15 protein-coding genes and 1 tRNA gene are annotated in these 17,921 nt (G+C 59.8%); 8 read left to right on the forward strand and 8 right to left on the reverse strand.

Translation table 11 applies throughout. The features are described from left to right. Positions 1–135 precede the first annotated feature (135 nt). The 3 genes from ACIP66_RS00105 to ACIP66_RS00115 all read left to right on the forward strand — a co-directional run bounded on the left by ACIP66_RS00105 (position 136) and on the right by ACIP66_RS00115 (position 4,136). Positions 136–651: a sigma-70 family RNA polymerase sigma factor gene (locus tag ACIP66_RS00105; protein WP_400644187.1), complete on the forward strand. Its 516-nt coding sequence runs from the start codon at positions 136–138 to the stop codon at positions 649–651. Continuing rightward, complete coding sequence (locus tag ACIP66_RS00110) at positions 638–1,627, forward strand: FecR domain-containing protein (protein ID WP_400644190.1); 990 nt, start codon at positions 638–640, stop codon at positions 1,625–1,627. The genes ACIP66_RS00105 and ACIP66_RS00110 overlap by 14 nt, the downstream gene beginning before the upstream one ends. A gap of 118 nt (positions 1,628–1,745) precedes the next feature. After that, positions 1,746–4,136, forward strand: a complete 2,391-nt coding sequence (locus tag ACIP66_RS00115) for a TonB-dependent siderophore receptor (protein WP_400644192.1) — start codon at positions 1,746–1,748, stop codon at positions 4,134–4,136. Between the two features lie 58 nt (positions 4,137–4,194). Here ACIP66_RS00115 and ACIP66_RS00120 read toward each other — a convergent pair whose 3' ends face one another. Together ACIP66_RS00120 and ACIP66_RS00125 are read right to left on the reverse strand one after the other, a co-directional pair. Then, positions 4,195–4,473: a hypothetical protein gene (locus ACIP66_RS00120; RefSeq protein ID WP_400644195.1), complete on the reverse strand. Its 279-nt coding sequence runs from the start codon at positions 4,471–4,473 to the stop codon at positions 4,195–4,197. A 123-nt stretch (positions 4,474–4,596) separates the two neighbouring features. Further along, the gene (locus tag ACIP66_RS00125; RefSeq protein ID WP_212550679.1) at positions 4,597–5,769 is read right to left on the reverse strand and encodes an MFS transporter; all 1,173 of its coding nucleotides are present in this window, start codon (positions 5,767–5,769) and stop codon (positions 4,597–4,599) included. Between the two features lie 95 nt (positions 5,770–5,864). Between ACIP66_RS00125 and ACIP66_RS00130 the strand changes: the two genes are divergently transcribed. Further along, positions 5,865–6,758, forward strand: coding sequence for a LysR family transcriptional regulator (locus tag ACIP66_RS00130; RefSeq protein WP_178124156.1), 894 nt, complete (start codon positions 5,865–5,867; stop codon positions 6,756–6,758). Positions 6,759–7,066: 308 nt separating this feature from the next. Beyond that, on the forward strand, positions 7,067–8,365 hold the full coding sequence (locus tag ACIP66_RS00135) for an MFS transporter (protein ID WP_053120692.1): 1,299 nt from the start codon (positions 7,067–7,069) through the stop codon (positions 8,363–8,365). 41 nt (positions 8,366–8,406) lie between these two features. On the opposite strand, the gene ACIP66_RS00140 is transcribed toward ACIP66_RS00135, so the two are convergent. Further along, positions 8,407–9,351, reverse strand: a complete 945-nt coding sequence (locus ACIP66_RS00140; protein ID WP_400644688.1) for a LysR substrate-binding domain-containing protein — start codon at positions 9,349–9,351, stop codon at positions 8,407–8,409. A gap of 138 nt (positions 9,352–9,489) precedes the next feature. Beyond that, positions 9,490–10,620 carry an alkene reductase gene (locus tag ACIP66_RS00145; protein ID WP_400644200.1) on the reverse strand — a complete coding sequence of 377 codons (1,131 nt, stop codon included), beginning with the start codon at positions 10,618–10,620 and terminating at the stop codon, positions 9,490–9,492. Between the two features lie 438 nt (positions 10,621–11,058). On the opposite strand from ACIP66_RS00145, the gene ACIP66_RS00150 reads away from it, so the two are divergent. Next, a complete protein-coding gene (locus ACIP66_RS00150; protein ID WP_212550675.1) occupies positions 11,059–11,268 on the forward strand; it encodes a hypothetical protein in 210 nt (69 codons plus the stop codon). Positions 11,269–11,368: 100 nt separating this feature from the next. Here the strand turns inward: ACIP66_RS00150 and ACIP66_RS00155 are convergent, their stop codons facing one another. Then, on the reverse strand, positions 11,369–12,067 hold the full coding sequence (locus ACIP66_RS00155) for an alpha/beta hydrolase (protein WP_400644203.1): 699 nt from the start codon (positions 12,065–12,067) through the stop codon (positions 11,369–11,371). A gap of 138 nt (positions 12,068–12,205) precedes the next feature. On the opposite strand from ACIP66_RS00155, the gene ACIP66_RS00160 reads away from it, so the two are divergent. Beyond that, entirely contained in the window at positions 12,206–12,586 is a 381-nt protein-coding gene (locus tag ACIP66_RS00160) for a RidA family protein (protein WP_053120702.1), read from the forward strand. Between the two features lie 809 nt (positions 12,587–13,395). Beyond that, positions 13,396–15,384 carry a U32 family peptidase gene (locus ACIP66_RS00165; RefSeq protein ID WP_400644206.1) on the forward strand — a complete coding sequence of 663 codons (1,989 nt, stop codon included), beginning with the start codon at positions 13,396–13,398 and terminating at the stop codon, positions 15,382–15,384. 114 nt (positions 15,385–15,498) lie between these two features. Here ACIP66_RS00165 and ACIP66_RS00170 read toward each other — a convergent pair. The 3 genes from ACIP66_RS00170 to ACIP66_RS00180 form a co-directional block, all read right to left on the reverse strand. Continuing rightward, positions 15,499–15,573 (reverse strand) — tRNA-Gln (locus ACIP66_RS00170). A 127-nt stretch (positions 15,574–15,700) separates the two neighbouring features. Further along, the gene (locus tag ACIP66_RS00175; RefSeq protein WP_053120706.1) at positions 15,701–16,726 is read right to left on the reverse strand and encodes a GlxA family transcriptional regulator; all 1,026 of its coding nucleotides are present in this window, start codon (positions 16,724–16,726) and stop codon (positions 15,701–15,703) included. Positions 16,727–16,776: 50 nt separating this feature from the next. Next, positions 16,777–17,898 (reverse strand): agmatine/peptidylarginine deiminase, encoded by a 1,122-nt coding sequence (locus ACIP66_RS00180; RefSeq protein ID WP_400644208.1) that lies wholly within the window; start codon positions 17,896–17,898, stop codon positions 16,777–16,779. Between the last annotated feature and the right edge of the window lie 23 nt (positions 17,899–17,921).

A 17,921-nucleotide genomic window follows, 5' to 3' on the forward strand; every position in this document is an offset into this window, starting at 1 on the left:
AATAAAGCACGCTCCCCAAGACGTCCTGATTGATTGCCTCCAGCGAAAACAAACGCTGAACGCAGGCATTTACCTGAGGCCTATCGCCTGAGTAGAATGCGAGTAATTATCAATCATGTACTTTCCGGGATGCCGATGAGCAGCGACGACACACTAGGCACTGCAGATCTGGCGCTGCTCTATCGCACCCACCACTCGTGGTTACATGGCTGGTTAAGCCGACGCATTGGTTGTCGCGATAACGCCGCAGACCTGGCGCAAGACACCTTCGTGCGTCTGCTCAAATCCCGGCAATCAAGCCCCTTGCGTGAACCCCGTGCTTATCTGAGCAGCATTGCCCGCGGGCTGATGATTGATCAGTATCGTCGTCGCGAACTCGAACGTGCCTACCTGGAAAGCGTCGCGTTGCTGCCTCAACACGAGGTGCCCTCGGAAGAAAGCCGACTGCTCATTCTGGATTCGCTCGAGCGAATCGACCGCATGCTCGACATGCTCAAACCGCGAGTTCGCCAGGCGTTTTTATTTGCCCGGCTCGACGGTTTGACCTGTGCGCAAATAGCCGAAAAACTCGGCGTTTCCCGGGCGACGGTGGAGCGCGACCTGACCACCGCGCTGCAACACTGCTATCGGTTGCGTTATGTCGAGGCATGAGTCGCAGGCGCTGGATCCGGCCGTTGTAGACCAGGCCATCCACTGGCAGGTGCGCCTTCGCTTCAACAAGGCAGATGAGCAAACGCAGCGCACTTTTGAGCTTTGGCTGCAGCAGCGTCCGGAGCATCGATTGGCGTGGCAGCGTGTGGAATCGCTTGGGGATGAGTTCGCGAGCATGCCGCCGCAATTGGCCCGACAAACCCTTGATGGTTCCCGCCATGGCCTGCGCCGACGGGAAAGCCTGAAGCTATTAGGCCTTTTGGCCACGGTTGGCGCCGCCGCCTGGCTTGGCCGTGATTACACACCCGTACCGGCCATGCTTGCGCAGCAACGCAGCAGCACCGGCGAGCAGCGCCGCTTGCAGCTCGATGACGGCAGCCTTGTCCAGCTCAATAGCGACAGCGCTGTCGACAGTGATTTCGACGCCCAGCGACGTCTGCTCATTCTGCGGCGTGGTGAGGTCATCGTGAATGTCGGCGCGGATGAACATGCGGCGCACGCGCGTCCCTTTTGGGTACAAACACGCGACGGAATCATACGCGCGCAAAGTCCCCGCTTCCTGGCGCGGGAACGTGACGACGGCACCTTGCTCGCGGTTCAGGGAGGCACCGTCACGGTATTTCCTGGCGCCAGTCAAACCCTGGCCGCCAGCAGTAGCGGCAGTGCCCAGACCGCCAATCAGCTGCTGTTCACATCAAGTGGCGCCCGTGAGTACAGGGACAATGGCCTGGATGTCTGGGGCTGGAATGACGGGGTGATCAGCGCACGCAATATGCGCCTTGGGGATTTTATCGCGGAGTTGTCGCGCTACCGCCCCGGCGTATTGCGCTGCGCCGAAGAGGTTGCCGACCTTCGGGTTTCCGGCACTTTTCAACTCGCCGACAACGATCAGGTACTGACATTGGTCGCGCAGTCGCTGCATTTACGCGTTGATTATCGGACGCGTTATTGGGTGACGTTGACCGCTGCCAGTTGAATAAGCTTCTTTTGTCTTATATGGCAAAAATAATGAGGTAGTTTCTCATTCTCGTTCGACTTGTAAGGAAGGCCGACTTACAGGCCAATCTGTCGATACCCTTCCTTGGAGCGAGAAAATGAGTTCGTCCGCGGTCACACAGCGCCATCCACTGAGCCACGCCGTACACGGTGTGATTCTGGGTTTGATGGTCAGCAGCTACGCCCTGCCGTCGCTGGCGCAATCTTCGAGCGCCGAACAGCGCAAACAGGTTCAGCAGTGGAATATTGCTGCCGGCCCACTGGCGCCGGCGCTTGACCGCTTTGCGCGCGAGGCTGGCATCAGTCTTTCCTACGATGCCTCGAGCGTTGCGAATCGCACAACGGCAGGCGTGAACGGCACGCTGGATACGTCGACCGCACTGTCGACGTTATTGCAGGGAAGCGAATTGCAGATCGAGCAGCAAGGCCCGTCCGCTTACCTGCTGACACCTCAACCAGCGCCTGCCGGCCCACTTGAACTCGACGCAACGGGTATCGAGGACTACCGCCTCGCCCCCCTCATCATCAATGCCAAGGTCAGGGTCAGTGCCGACGACGACGCCAACTCGGTGGTCGCCAAGGAACTCTGGGTAGGCGGAAAAGTGGCCACCAGCATTCTCAATACACCGGCATCGGTATCGGTGGTTACCAATAAGGAAATGGAACAGCGCAGCGTCAGCACCACGGAAGAGGCGCTGCAATACACGCCGGGCGTGATCACTGACTTCTACGGTACGGATGACCGTAACGACTATTTCCAGATCCGCGGTTTCCAGGCGACCACCTACCGTGACGGCTTGACCCTGAGTTCGATGCGCGGCGTGCGCGAAGATCCATTCGCTTATGAGCGCATCGAAATTCTGCGCGGCGCCAACTCCACCCTTTTCGGCCCGGCCGATCCCGGAGGCTCGGTAAACTTCGTTACCAAACAGCCGCGCTTCGAGCAGTTTAGCCAAGGCTATGTGACCTACGGTTCGTTTGACCATGTCGAGACAGGCATCGATGTCGGCGATGCGCTGAACGACGAAAAAACCCTGGCTGGCCGCTTTACTGCCAAAGGCCAGAACAGCGACCGCGAGTACGATCACTCGCAGGACGACAACCAGCTGTTTATGGGTGGCCTCACCTGGGCACCGACGGATTACACGTCGGCGACGATGATTCTCGACTACCTGAAAACCGAAAGTTCGCCCAACAGTGGTGGCTATCCGCTGGACAAGGAATACGACCGCAGCAAGTTCTATGGCGAGCCCAGCTACAACTTTCACGATGTCGAGCGCACCAGCCTCAGCGGTAACATCACCCATGACTTCGACAACGGTTTCGTGCTGCGCAGCAACCTGCGTTACAGCAAGTTGACCGATGATTTCGGCTACGTTTACCTCAGCGACAGCGCCGCGCGAGTCGGTACTACCGTTGACCGCTATCAGTTTGGAACGGACACCGAAGCCGATCAGTTCAACGGCAATCTGATGCTGCAATACGATGCCCGCTTCGAGAACATCGACAGCAGCAGCCTGGTCGGCGTGGAGTACCTCGATTCGACCACCAAGGAAAGCTCGGTCTACGCTCCGACGACCTCGATTGACATTGCAAACCCAGTGTTTACCGGCGTTTCACGCTCAATCGCGCCGTACGCCGTGAACAAGCGAGACGCGACCACCAAAGCCGTATTCCTGCAGCAGAACCTGTCGTTCTACGAGCGTTTCATCGTCACCGGGGGCGTGCGCAACGACTCGATGGATCTGACCAGCAAAGGTCTGGAATCCACTGAGAAAGACACCTTCTCCGAAACCTCTTACCGAGGTGCATTGACCTACATCGTCAACGATGAGGTGTCGACCTATGTGAGCATGGTGGAATCCGTCTCGCCGCCGCAGGTTGGTGTCACACCGCAGACCGGCAGGCAGTACGAAATAGGCGTGAAGTATGCGCCGATGGGGATGGACGCCCTGTTCTCCGCAGCCGTTTATGACCTGACCCAGGAAAACGTCACCATCGCCGTGGTGCTGCCGAGCGGCATCATTGAGCAACAGACAGTGGGCGAATCGCGTGCGCGCGGTCTCGACTTGGAGGCCAAGGCGCAGGTGACGCAGAACCTCAGCCTGATCGGTGGTTATTCCTATATGGAGTCCGAGGTACAGCGCGGTTCGTTGTACGACGGCAGCTCCCTGAAGGGTAATGAATTCGCCACGGCACCCAAGCATTCCGCTTCGCTGTGGAGTTATTACGACGTCCCCGCCACGGATGTCAGCGTTGGCTTGGGTGCGCGCTACGTAGGCTCGTATTACTTCGACGCCGCCAACTCAGGCAAAAGCGATGGCACCACGCTGTTCGACGCCGCGTTCAACTACAAAATCGCCAAGGGCACCGACCTTGCGGTGAACCTCAGTAACCTGTTGGATGAGCAGCACGTGGTCGGTTCCGGCACCGCGAACTTCTACAACCCGGGCCGCGAGATTACCGCCAAAGTGAGTTACAAGTGGTAAGCAGGTAGGCAGGCCTTCTCGCACATTGGAAGCGGTACCCGCTGTACGGCGGGTACCGTCAACTTCGATACACGCTAACTTGATGACCTACGTGATAATCCTCACCCGCCACCGCGCGCAGATAGGCTTCATCTGCATCCCTTCGCAGGTCGCACCATTCGGTCAGCGTTAACATGCCCAACCGATCCATCTCGTCGGACTGGCGCAACAGTTCGTCGTGCCAGGCATCGGGGCAGTCCATGCGCAGTGCTCGATTTTCCGACATCCGATGCCAGGCATCCAAGGCAAGCAGTCTTGCTTCTTGCTCAGTCGTCAGCTGATTTCTGAAAACATTCATCACATCCACCCCCGAACATTTCCCGGTTGAGCAGGCTGTTTTGAAATAGGTTCAAAAGGGCTGACGAAGCACCGTCTCGCGCAAAGCTCGAATCACTCGTGATGGCGCCTGATCGCCCTCTCGTTAGGGTTGAGTCAGCGCCGCTGCACTTGCTTTCGAGCGCCAGGTAAACGCCAGCACCATCAGCAAGCCCAGACTCGCCATCGCTGCACCGGCCAGGGAGATCGCCGGATAACCCAGCCCGGCATTGATCACCGCGCCGCCCAGCGCCGCGCCAATCGCATTACCAAAATTGAACGCACCGATGTTTACCGCCGAGGCCAGATTGGGCGCGTCTTTGGCCGCTTCCATGACGCGCATCTGCAGCGGTGGTACCAGGGCGAAGCTGGCGATACCCCAGATCAAAATGGCCACCGCGGCCGGCAAAGGCCAGCGCATCAGGACAGTGAACGCAAGCAAGATCACAATCAGCACGCTCAGCGAAACGATCAGGGTGCGATCGATCGAACGATCCGCAGCCTTGCCGCCCCACATGTTGCCCAGTGTCAGGCCCACACCAAACAGCACCAGCATGGCGGTGATGTACGCGGAGGACGCGTGGGTCTCGCTGCTGAGGATCGGTGCAATGTAGGTGAAGACCGTAAACATCGCACTCGAGCCGACGACGGTGAGGGCTAACGCGCCCAGCACCGGGCCTCGGCCCAGCACGCGTATTTCGGCCAGTACGCCCACGCTTTGCGGTGCGCGCAGATTGGGCAGCGCGAACCACAACGCCGCCATGGTCACCACGCCAAGGCCGGTAATCCCCCAAAATGCAGTGCGCCAGCCGAACAACTCGCCAAACCAAGCGGCCAGCGGCACACCGCCGATGGTCGCGAGAGTCAGGCCCATGAACATTGCCGCGACCGCCCCGGCACGTTTCTCCGGCGCGACCACGCTGGCAGCGACGACGGAGCCAACGCCAAAGAACGCTCCGTGATTCAGTGAGGTCACCACCCTGGCGATCATGAGGCTGTAGTAATCGGTCGCCAGCGCTGACATCAGATTACCCAAGGTAAAAATCGCCATAAGACCGATCAGCAACGTTCGGCGCGGAATTTTGCCGGTGGTGAGGATCATCAACGGCGCGCCGAGCAGTACGCCCAACGCGTAAGCACTGACCAGCAGGCCTGCGGCGGGAATGGACACGCCGAGATCCGCAGCAATGCCCGGCAGCATGCCCATCGGGGCGAACTCAGTAACGCCGATGCCAAAGGCACCAATGGCGAGTGCAACAAGAGGTGGATTGATACGCATGGAAAGGCTCCTTATCTATGCCGCCAATGCTACGATCCAGGCGTTTGAGGCGGTAGATAGCGATTTCGGCAATCACCTTTGCGTAAGAGGCACAAATGGACGTCAATGGCAGGTCAGGTGAAATGAGCGTGTTCGTCACCGTGGCGCAGGAAGGCAGTCTTTCGGCGGCGGCGCGCGCATTGGGGCTCACGCCCTCGGCGGTCAGCCGGATCATCGCGCGTGCCGAACAGCGTCTGGGCACGCGCCTGCTGTTGCGAACCACGCGAGCGATCACCTTCACCGCTGAGGGCGAAGCATTCTTGCGGGGTGCCAGACGTATTCTGGCGGACATGGACGAGGTTGAAGACGCCATCGCCGATCAAGGCGTACCCAAGGGCCGATTGCGCGTCAGCGCGGCGCTTGGCCATGGTCGGCTGGCTATCGTGCCCTTGGTGGCCGCGTTCAGCGCGCAGTACCCGAATATCGTCGTCGACCTCACGCTCGGCGACGAAGTGGTCGACATCCTCGCTGGCCAGGCCGACGTGGCGGTGCGCTTTGGCCATCTGCCCGACAGCCCGCTGACCGCGCGCAGGATCGGCACGACCGGCCAAGTGGTGGTGGCATCGCCCGCGTATCTGCAGCGTCACGGCACCCCGCAAGAACCGCAAGACTTGCTCCGTCACAACTGCCTGCGCTTCAACTTTCGCCGTGCCGAACCCAACTGGCCGTTTATGCGCGACGGCCGCGAGTTTTCCCTGAAAGTCAGCGGCAACATCGAATGCAGCAGTGGTGAAGCACTGGCACAACTCGCCCGAGTCGGTGCCGGCATTGCGCGCATCGGCGAGTTCAGCGTCAGCGAGGATCTGCAGCGCGGCGACCTCATACCGCTACTGGAAACCTGGAACCCCGGCGATCAGGAACCGATTCATGCGGTGTTCGTCGGAGGCTCGACAATGCCGGCGCGAGTGCGCTTGTTCGTCGACTTCTTGCTGGAGCATCACCGGATGTAAGCGGTGTTCATCGTTCGATGCTCAGGCGGCGGATCTGCCGTAACTCACCTGCGTCCTAACGTCGCAGCAAACAGCTATTGGCAAATCCTGCACAAGCCTTAGAATCCCGCGCTCTCAAACAGTCATCCGAGTCGGTGGCTGAAAGCTTCGCTGTTAAAAATCACGTACCAGAATGGCTGGCCACACTTGCTCAAGTGCGGCCGATTGAACTGCCCTGCCCGTTCGGCGGGCGCTTGCACAACACACTTCGGTTTGGCATTGCCCTGCGCAGAGACGCACGTTCCGCTGCCCGATCCCTTGAGGTTTCTATGTCTCCGCGTTTGCTGGCCATGGCGCTGGCGCCCCTGCTCGGGCTGTTCATTATTGCCTTGGGCAACGGATTTCTGTCGTCCCTGACCACCCTTCGCCTGGACGCCGCCGGTGCGTCGGCGACGATGATCGGTGTCGTGTCATCGGCCTATTTCATCGGTCTGACCTTGGGCGCCTTGTTCAACGACCGCCTGATTCTGCGCATCGGCCATATCCGTGCCTACGGCAGCTTTGCCTCGCTGATCGCCGTGACCATCCTCATGCAGGGTTTGTTTTACGACACGTGGGGCTGGTTCGCCCTGCGCCTGATCAATGGCTGGGCCACAGTCGGCGTGTTTCTGGTGATCGAGAGTTGGCTGCTGCTGGCGGGTGACGCGAAGATTCGCGGACGCTTGCTCGCGCTGTACATGATCGTCTTGTACGGCGCTGGCGTGCTGGGCCAGGCAACGCTGGGCAAGATCACGGGTTTGAGCGACAGCGCACCGTTCATGGTTGCCGGCATGCTCGCATCGCTGTCGGTGCTGCCAATCGTGATCCTGCCGCGCGTGTCGCCCCTGCTCGATCAGGTCGAGCCGCTCAAGCCCCGGCAGTTGCTGGGCGTGACGCCGACCGGGCTGGTCGGGTGTTTCGGCTCGGGCGTGAGCATCGCGGCGATTTACACGTTGCTGCCGCTGTACCTGCAACGCATGGGTCTGAACGTGGGGGAAGTCGGCAGCATGATGGCCTGGACGATCCTTGGCGCCATGCTTCTGCAATACCCGGTCGGACGCTGGTCTGACCGTCAGGATCGCCTTCAGGTGCTGACCCTTCTGACCGTGGCGTGCACGGTGTTGTCGCTGGTGATCGTGTGGCTGCCGTTGTCGTCGACGATGCTCGCGGTGATGCTGTTTTTACTCGGCGGCGGCGTGTTTGCGCTGTATCCGGTTGCCGTCAGTCATGCCGCCGACCGCGCCCCGGCGGAAGCGTTGGTGCCGATGATTCAGGGTTTGCTGCTGATCAACTCTTTGGGCTCGGCGATCAGTCCGATGATGATCTCGCCAGTGATGAACTCGTTCGGCGCAAACGGTCTGTTCTGGGTCTTCGCCCTGGTCAATCTGTGCATGGTCACGTTCTTTTTCTGGCGACGCGGCAAACGCCCGGTTCCGGCCAACCCCGCGCCTTTCGCAGCCGCAGCGACTTTCTCGCCGACAGGCGCGGAATTGCGCGTGACCGAAGATTTGCGCCAAGCGGTGCAAGAGCACCCGCCCATGGTCGATGCATTGAGCGGCGAGCCGGCGCCGCAGTGCGAAACGCGCTGAGTCCCACGCCAGTGCGGACGCTGGCGGCCCGCGCCTAAGCATCAATCCCCCAGATCATCCCAATAAGGCGGAGTGCCGATCGCTTTGATGAAGTACTCCCACACCACGCGAACCTTCTGGGAGCGCATGCGATTCTCCGGGGACAGCAAATGGATCGGGCTAGGCGTTGGCTCCACCGATCCTTGCCAATCCGGTAACAGCCGAATGAGTTGCTGGCTCACGAAACTCTCGCGGCTAAACAGCCAGGACGGAAAGAACACGATCCCCCTGCCCGCCAGCGCCGCTTCCACCAAGACCTGACCATTGTTACTTCGAAGCGGCCCCTGCACGTCGATGATCTCGGTCTTGTCGCTGCCAGGCTTTGTGAAATACCAGCGCTGCGCCCCGCCCGTGCCCTTGTAAACCAGACAGGCGTGATGCCGCAGCTCCTCTGGCGACGCGGGTTTGCCGTGCTTCGCGATGTACTGCGCACTGGCGCAAAGGACGTATTGCTGATCGCAGATTTTGCGGCCGATCAACCCGGAGTCGCTCAGGTGTCCGACCCGGAAGATGATGTCGACGCCCTCCTGCACCGGGTCGATAAAGGCATCGGTGACGGTCAGCTCGACCGTCAGTTCGGGATACTGGTCGTACAGACCGTTCAACAGTTTGACGATGTGCAGGCTGCCGAACGCGACCGGTGCGTTAATCCGTACCAGTCCACGAACCTCGCCACCCTTGCCGGTGATTTCCTCATCAGCGGCATCGAGTAGTTCGAGCACTTCGCGGATCTGCTGGTAGTAGCGCTCGCCCGCGTCCGTCAGTTTCACTGCACGGGTGTTTCGATACAGAAGTTGCTGACCGACCTCTCGTTCCAACGCCGCGATGAAGCGAGAAACGGAGGACGCCGGTACGCGGAAGTGCCGAGCCGTCGCCGAGAAACTTCCAGTCACGGCGACCATGGCAAAGTACCGGTGCGCTTTGAGGTGCATAAAAAGTCCGATCATCAAGAACAGTTGATGGGCACTACAGCAGAAGTTCGTCTGCTTGTCCCGCCACGAGATCCTTTCAGGCCTGTTTGCACCGGGCACGAAAAAGCAGCCGCCCCGAATTACGGTGACGGCTGCCAATGCGTGAGCGGCTACTTAGCCTTTATAAGGCGGGTAATCGACATAACCCTCGGCGCCACCGCCATAGAAGGTTTCGCGCTTGGCTTCGCTCAGCGGCCAGTCGTTCTGCAGCCGCGCCACCAGATCAGGGTTGCTGATGTAAGCGGTGCCGAACGCGGCGAGGTCGATGATGCCGTCATTGATCAGGTCATCCGCACGCTGGCGCGACATGCCGCCCGCCAGAATCAACGCGGTGTCAGGCAGTTTCGACTGAATGGTCGACAGCAAATCGAGGAAAGCTGCCTTCGGCCCGCCACCACCGCCCTCGGTACCCGGAGCCGGAAACCCGGACTGATCCATCACATGAACGTAGGCCAATTGCCGCGCGCCAATCTCGGCTGCCAACGCGGTGTAGGTTTCGTCGATCTGCTCATACAACGGCATGTCGAACAGCTGACCATACGGCGAAATACGGATGCCCACCCGAGCCGCGCCAATGCGTGCGACCACGGCATCGATCACTTCCAGAGTGAAGCGCAGACGGTTTTCCAGGCGATCCGCCGAGTACTGATCGGTTCGATCATTGACCAGCGGGTTCATGAACTGCTCGAACAGATAGCCATTGGCACCGTGAATTTCCACGCCATCAAAACCCGCCTCGATCGCGTTGTGCGCAGCCTGGGCGAACTCACCGATGATCCGCGACACCTCGGCGGTTTCCAGTTGGCGTGGCGCCGGTGGCTGTACCAGCGCCGGCTTGCCGTCAGCGTCGTAACCAAACGCAGTCGCGCCGACTGCTTGCTTCGACGTGGCGCTCACTGGCAGTTTTCCACCTTCCTGGATCGATGGGTGCGAAACGCGACCGACATGCCAGAGCTGCGCAAACATCTTGCCGCCCACCGCATGCACCGAGTCGGTGGTGAGGCGCCATCCGGCGATCTGCTCGGCCGTGAAGATACCGGGGTTGAACAGATAGCCCTGCCCCTCACGGGAAATCGGCGTGCCTTCGCTGACGATCAAACCGGCGGTAGCGCGTTGTGCGTAATACAACGCGATGCGTTCATCGGCAGCATCATGGGGTGCGCGTGAGCGGGTCAGCGGCGCCATGACAATACGGTTTTTCAGCGTGGTGTCGCCCAGCGCGAATTCGTTGAAGAGTTTGGACATTGGAGTTTCCGAAGTAGATCGAATGTGGCGACGATCAGCGGGAGCGACAGATTGACGGTGCGAACTGTCTCGAACTCGCGCCAAAGGCCCTGAGTTGCAACGATGGATCGATGCTAACTTCTGAGCCTGACGGCAACAATCCGCCGAAATCGCAAATGACTATTGCTTTTTCAGCAACGGGATTCGGCTTTTCTCTTCGGAATTTGTGGAGGGTTATTTCTGGCGCGAGAGAGATAAAGCAAATGGGCGGCTACTTGAGCCGCCCATCTGAGGGTCACGCCTGAATCTATCTCAGGAAAGGCACGGTTGGTCTCTCCGCAAATGACTGAAAAACTTGTCCTGCTTGTATCGCAATGGTTGGATAGGCCGGCAGGACGAGGAAACATGTTTGTCGTAGCCGCTTTTTTCTGCGGCTGGAATCAGTGAACAGGTTGATCAATGCCGAAGAAAACGCCACCGAATAAAGAAGCCGCCACCGCTACAGAGATTGAGCGATCGATTCAGGCCTTGAACAAAATGGCTGAACGGCTCTGGGGCGATGGTCGCGAAGCCGAGGCCAAAGCTTTGCTGGACGCTTTGGATGCACTTAACCGCGCACTCGACCGGATCCGCATTGGCGAGAGTCGGCGGGTGATTACGCTGCATTGACGATTGGCCGACGCTGGCTGCTTACATGCAGCGCATCGCCGCTCGACCGAGTGTCCTTGCAGCCCTCGCGGCTGAGGCGGCGACGCAGCTGGTCTGATCCCTAAGGTTTCACCGCAGCCGTTGCCGCCTCATCGATAAACGCCGCCACTTCAGCAGCACGCGAGGCCAGCGAGGCATGGCTGGCATCCAGTGTGATGATCTTTTTCGCACCGAGTTTTGCCGACATCTGCCGCTGATTGTCGGGGTGGATCATGTGGTCTTCGGTGGAGATCTGATACCACGACGGCTTGTTCTTCCATGCCGGATTGCTGATCGTGTCGCCGAAGGTGCTGGCCAACGGGGCCTTCTGTGCAACGGCCATGACCAGCGCTTCATCGGCGCTGAGATCCTGGCAAAAACTTTCGTGGAATTTATCGGCTTTGAGCCAGAGGAAACCGTCGCTGTCCGGCGCAAGATTCGGTGCGGCGGCCGGCAGGTGTTGCTGGGTCAGACCGCCGGGGCTTTCGCCGGCATCCGGGGCGAACGCGGCGATGTACACCAGGCCGACGACGTTCGGCTGATTACCCGCCTCGGTGATCACTGCGCCACCGTAAGAGTGGCCGACCAGCAACACCGGGCCGCTTTGTTGCGCGATCATTTTGCGCGTGCGTTCGGCGTCGTCGGCGAGGGATGTCAGTGGCATCTCCACCGCGTGAAGATCGGTGTAGCCCTTGCGCGCCAGTTCGAGGATGACTTTGCTCCAATGCGCGGCGCCGCCCCAGAATCCGTGAACCAGCACAATCGTCGGTTTGTTGCTCATGGCCCTGCTCCTGTCTGAGAAGAGAAGATCGTTTGCCAATACCGCGCGAAAGTATGGTGCCGAATGCCGAAACGGGCCATGTCGGTGACGAATCTGTAAACTGGCGCGATTCTTAGTCGCTCACACAAGGGATCACCCATGGCCAACCAAGACATCATCTTCACTCCCGATCCGGACGCGGACTCCATTTCCTCGGACGTGACCACGTTCAACGGGATCATGATGTCCACGCAGATTCCGACCCGTGCCGATGGCAGCCTGGAACTCGGCGACATCACTCTGCAAAGCGAATGCACCCTGCAAGCGCTGAAGGTTGCGCTGGAACGTGCGGGCAGCTCGATGGATCGCGTGATGCACCTGACCATCTACCTCACCGACATGGCCGATCGCGCCGCGTTTAACGAAGTTTACAAACGCTACTTCGCCAAGCCATGGCCAGTACGTGCTGCGGTTGGCGTTGCGTCCCTGGCCGTCGAAGGCATGCGCGTAGAAGTCACCGCGATGGCTGCCAAGGCCTGATTTTCACCCCAGCCTTGCGCCGAACCAACTGACGCCTTCGCGGGCAGGCTCACTCCTACAGGTTTCTATGTCGCCCACCTATTCGGCGACCACCGCCCAACCCTGTGGGAGCCAGCTTGCTCGCGAAGGCGTCAGGTCAGGCGACGGCTATGTTGGATGCACCACCGCTTTCGCGAGCAGGCTCACTCCTACAGGTTTGTGTGTCTCCCACCTATTTGGTGACCACCGCTGGATCCCTGTGGGAGCGGGCTTGCTCGCGAAGGCGTCTGGTCAGGCGAAATCTTTATTGAATGCACCACCGCTTTCGCGAGCAAGCTCACTCCCACAGGTTTCTATGTCGCCCGCCTATTCGGCGACCACCGCCCAACCCTGTGGGAGCGGGCTTGCTCGCGAAGGCGTCTGGTCAGGCGACGGCTATGTTGGATGCACCACCGCTTTCGCGAGCAGGCTCACTCCTACAGGTTTGTGTGTCGCCCACCTATTCGGCGACCACCGCTGGACCCTGTGGGAGCCAGCCTGCTGGCGAAAGCGTCAGGTCAGGCGACATCTTTATTGAATGCACCACCGCTTTCGCGAGCAGGCTCACTCCTACAGGTTTGTGTGTCGCCCACCTATTCGGCGACCACCGCTGGATCCTGTAGGAGCTGCGGCACGCTGCGATCTTTTGATCTTGATCTGAAAAGGTCAAAAGATCGCAGCATGCCGTAGCTCCTGCAAGGGCCCGGTGCCATCGGGCAGCACGGGCGTGCCGGGCGCGCGTTTCGGGGGTAGAATGCGCGCCTAACCGTGACAGCCTGACTAAAAAAACTATGTCCTTGCCCAAGCATCATCTGGAATTGCTCAGCCCTGCCCGCGATGTCGCCATCGCCCGTGAGGCGATCCTGCACGGCGCCGATGCCGTGTACATCGGCGGCCCGAGCTTCGGTGCGCGCCACAACGCCTGCAACGAAGTCGGCGAAATCGCCGAGCTGGTCGAATTCGCTCGCCGTTACCACGCGCGCATTTTCACCACCATCAACACCATCCTGCACGACAACGAACTGGAACCGGCGCGCAAGCTGATCCATCAGCTGTACGACGCCGGTGTCGACGCGCTGATCGTTCAGGATCTGGGTGTGATGGAGCTGGACATTCCGCCGATCGAGCTGCACGCCTCGACCCAGACCGACATCCGCACCCTAGAGCGAGCGAAGTTCCTCGATCAGGCCGGCTTCTCGCAGTTGGTATTGGCCCGTGAGCTGAACCTGCAAGAAATCCGCGCAATCGCCGACGAAACCGACGCTGCCATCGAATTCTTCATCCATGGCGCGTTGTGCGTGGCCTTCTCCGGCCAATGCAACATCTCCCACGCGCAGACCGGGCGCAGCGCCAACCGTGGCGACTGCTCGCAAGCGTGCCGCTTGCCGTACACCCTCAAAGATGAAAAGGGTGGCGTGATTGCCTACGAAAAACACCTGCTGTCGATGAAAGACAACAACCAGAGCGCCAACATCCGCGCGCTGGTCGAGGCCGGCGTGCGTTCGTTCAAGATCGAAGGTCGCTACAAGGACATGGGCTATGTGAAAAACATCACCGCCTACTACCGCCAGCGCCTCGACGACGTACTCGAAGACCGCCCGGACCTGGCCCGCGCTTCCAGCGGCCGCACCGCGCATTTCTTCCTGCCTGACCCGGAAAAAACCTTCCACCGTGGCAGCACCGATTACTTCGTAACCGATCGCAAGATCGACATCGGCGCCTTCGACTCGCCGACCTTCACCGGCCTGCCGGTGGGCACCGTCGAGAAAGTCGGCAAACGCGACATGCAGGTCATCACCCACGAGCCGCTGTCCAACGGTGACGGTTTGAACGTGCTGGTGAAACGCGAAGTGGTCGGTTTCCGCGCCAACATCGCTGAAGCCAAAGGCGAGTTCGAAGAGGACGGCGAGAAGCGCTACCGCTACCGCGTCGAGCCGAACGAAATGCCCGAAGGCCTGTTCAAGCTGCGCCCGAATCACCCGCTCAATCGCAACCTCGATCACAACTGGCAACAGGCGCTGCAGAAGACCTCGTCCGAACGTCGCGTCGCCCTGAGCTGGGTCGCACGTCTGCGTGAAGAACAGCTGGAAGTCACCGCCACCAGTGAAGAAGGCATCAGCGCCAGCGTCACCCTGAACGGCCCGTTCGGCGTCGCCAACAAGCCTGAGCAAGCGCTGGAACAGTTGCGCGATCTGCTCGGTCAGCTCGGCACCACGCAGTACCACGCCACCGACATCAAGCTGGATGCGCCACAGGCGTTCTTCATCCCCAACTCGCAGCTTAAAGCCCTGCGCCGTGAAGTGATCGAGAAACTGACTGCCGCGCGTGTCGCCGCTCACCCGCGTGGCGGCCGTAAAGCCGAAACCACTCCGCCGCCGGTGTACCCGGATTCGCACCTGACCTTTCTTGCCAACGTCTACAACCAGAAGGCGCGCGACTTCTACCACCGCCACGGCGTGAAGCTGATCGACGCGGCGTATGAAGCTCACGAAGAGCCGGGCGAAGTGCCGGTGATGATCACCAAGCACTGCCTGCGTTTCTCCTTCAACCTGTGCCCGAAACAGGCGAAAGGCGTGACCGGCGTGCGCACCAAAGTCGCGCCGATGCAGTTGATCCACGGCGATGAAGTGCTGACGCTGAAGTTCGATTGCAAGCCGTGCGAGATGCACATCATCGGCAAAATGAAAGGCCACATCCTCAACCTGCCGCAACCGGGCAGCGTGGTCGGCCACATCAGCCCCGAAGACCTGATGAAAACCATTCCGCGCGCACCGCACTGAGTGGACGGCGTACGCGGTGCTTCGGCGCCGCGCACGCCTGTATCACCAAGCCTGGCCAAATCGCAGGCATAAAAAAACGCCAACTTCTTGCGAAGTTGGCGTTTTTTTTGAATATGGCAGGGGCGGCTGGATTCGAACCAACGCATGGCAGGATCAAAACCTGCTGCCTTACCGCTTGGCGACGCCCCTACTGCTCTTTCCAGCTACTTCGTTAGGTTCGCTGTGAGAACGGGGCGCAATTTACCAAGGTTTGTGAGGTTTGGGAAGCACGAAGTGAAATATTTTTTGTTTTAAAACAGAGACTTCCAAAACGCGCCTATTTCACCAGACGCTTTTCCTTTGAAGGCCGATAACCAAAGAACGCGCTGTAGCACTTACTGAAATGGCTCGGCGAGACAAAACCGCAGGCCACCAATACCTCAACCTGCGACAACTCGGTGTGCTGCAACAAACGCCGCGCTTCGGTAATCCGCAGTTCCAGGTAATAGCGCTGCGGTGTGGTGCCCAGTTGTTCCTTGAACAATCGCTCCAGTTGCCGACGCGAGCGCCCGGCGTACACCGCCAGTTGTTCCAGCTCCAGCGGCTCTTCCAGATTGGCGTCCATCAGCTTCACCACTTCACGCAGCGGCGCACTGACGCAGATGTTCTCGTCAGGCTTGATCCGCCGGTAACGCGATTCCTCAAACGCCAGAATGTCTTCGATGCCTTCAACCAGCGCTTTGCCGTGCAGGCTTTTGATCCAGTCCAGCGCCATGTGGAACGCGCCGGACGGACTCGACGCCGTGAGTCGGTCGCGATCAATCACATACGGCTCGCTGCTGACGTGGGTGGCTTTGGCGATTTCGGTCAGTGCCGGGCGATGCTCCGGGTGGATCGCGCAACGATAGCCATCGAGCAAACCCGCGCGGCCGAGAAACCACGAGCCATTCCACAAACCGGCGAGACTGACGCCCCGCTCCGCCGCCGCTTTGAGCAGGTGAATAAACTCGTCACTCGCGCGCAGCTCGGTGCGATAACCGCCGCACACCACCAGCAGATCCAGCTCTTCAAGCGCTGCCAGATCAAGACGCGCATCCGGCCGAATTACCAGCCCCAGATCACTGACCACTTCGCCGTCGCCCAAGCCGAACGTGCGCGAGGCAAACAGTCCCGGGCGTAGCAGATTGGTGGTCACAACCGTGTCCAGCGCCTGGGTAAATGCCGGCAACGAAAAGTGTTCCAGCAGCAGAAAACCGGTACGGGTCAGGCGCGGGCTATCAGCGCTTTGCTCATTCAGATAGCGGAGGTTTTTCCCCTTCATGCCTCCGCTGAATTGGCGTCGTTCGATCAAGTTTTGTTCCATCGGTCATGTTGTTATGCGCCGATAGTTGGCTTGATCCGCGAAAGAGTCAATCACGCCTGTGGTTGATGGCTGGTTACGCAGTGAATCCCGCCGCCACCGGCCGCGATGGCATCGATGTTCAGTTGCACGATGTCGCGATCCGGGTACAGCGCGGACAGCAGATCGAAGGCCTTCTTGTCCGCCGCTTTGTCGCCGAATTCCGGGGCGATGATCGCGCCGTTGATCACGAAGTAGTTGATGTAGCCGGCAGCGAAGTCCGGGTTGTTTTTGCTGAACTTGCTTTTGCGCGGATTGAGTGGCGGCGAAATCGTGTGGATCTGCAATTTGCGCCCGTCAGCATCGGTGGCGTTCTCGAGGATGTCCAGGTGCGCCAGCGTGACCTTGTGATCGTAGGATTCAGGGTCGGTGTCGAGGTTGGCGATCACCACGCCTGGCCTGATGAAGCGCGCGTAGAAATCGACGTGAGCATCGGTGATGTCCTTGCCCTTGATCCCCGGCAGCCAGATGATTTTGCGCAGCCCCAAACGCTCTTTCAATTCCGCTTCGACGTCGGCCTTGCTCCAGTCCGGATTGCGATTGCGGTTGATCCAGCTGCTCTCGGTCATGATCCCGGTGCCGTGGCCATCGACTTCGATAGCACCGCCCTCGCCCGTCAACTCACTGCGGATATAGGTCGCTTGTGCGCCGTTGGACACGAGCGCGGCGATTTTCGCGTCTTTGCTGTGCTGCTGTTTATCGCCCCAACCGTTGAAGTTGAAATCCACCGCGCCCAATCCGCCCTCGTCGTCGATGACAAAGTTGGCGCCGATGTCGCGCATCCAGATGTCGTCCAGCGCCGTGGTGACGTAAGTGATGTTACTCGTGCCACAGAACTCTTCGGCAATGCTGCGCTCGTTCTGGCGGCAGAACACCGTGACTGGCTCATATTTGGCGATGGCACGGGCGATGCGACCGAGGGCTTCCTGGACGTCTTCGGTGAAGTCTTCCCAGATCGCGTCCTGCGCGCCGAAAGCGATGTAGGCGCGTTCGTGCTTGTCGCCTTCGTCGGGCATGAACCAGCGCCCCTGAGCGGCCGCAAGCACCTTGCCCGGCGACAGACCGAGGCCCATGAACGCAGCGCCCACACCGGCGGCAACGGTGACTTGTTTGATGAACTCACGACGAGTCGACATGCAGTGTATTCCTGTAAAAACCA

Source organism: Pseudomonas sp. NPDC088429 (assembly GCF_044753305.1).
Lineage (GTDB): Bacteria > Pseudomonadota > Gammaproteobacteria > Pseudomonadales > Pseudomonadaceae > Aquipseudomonas > Aquipseudomonas rustica.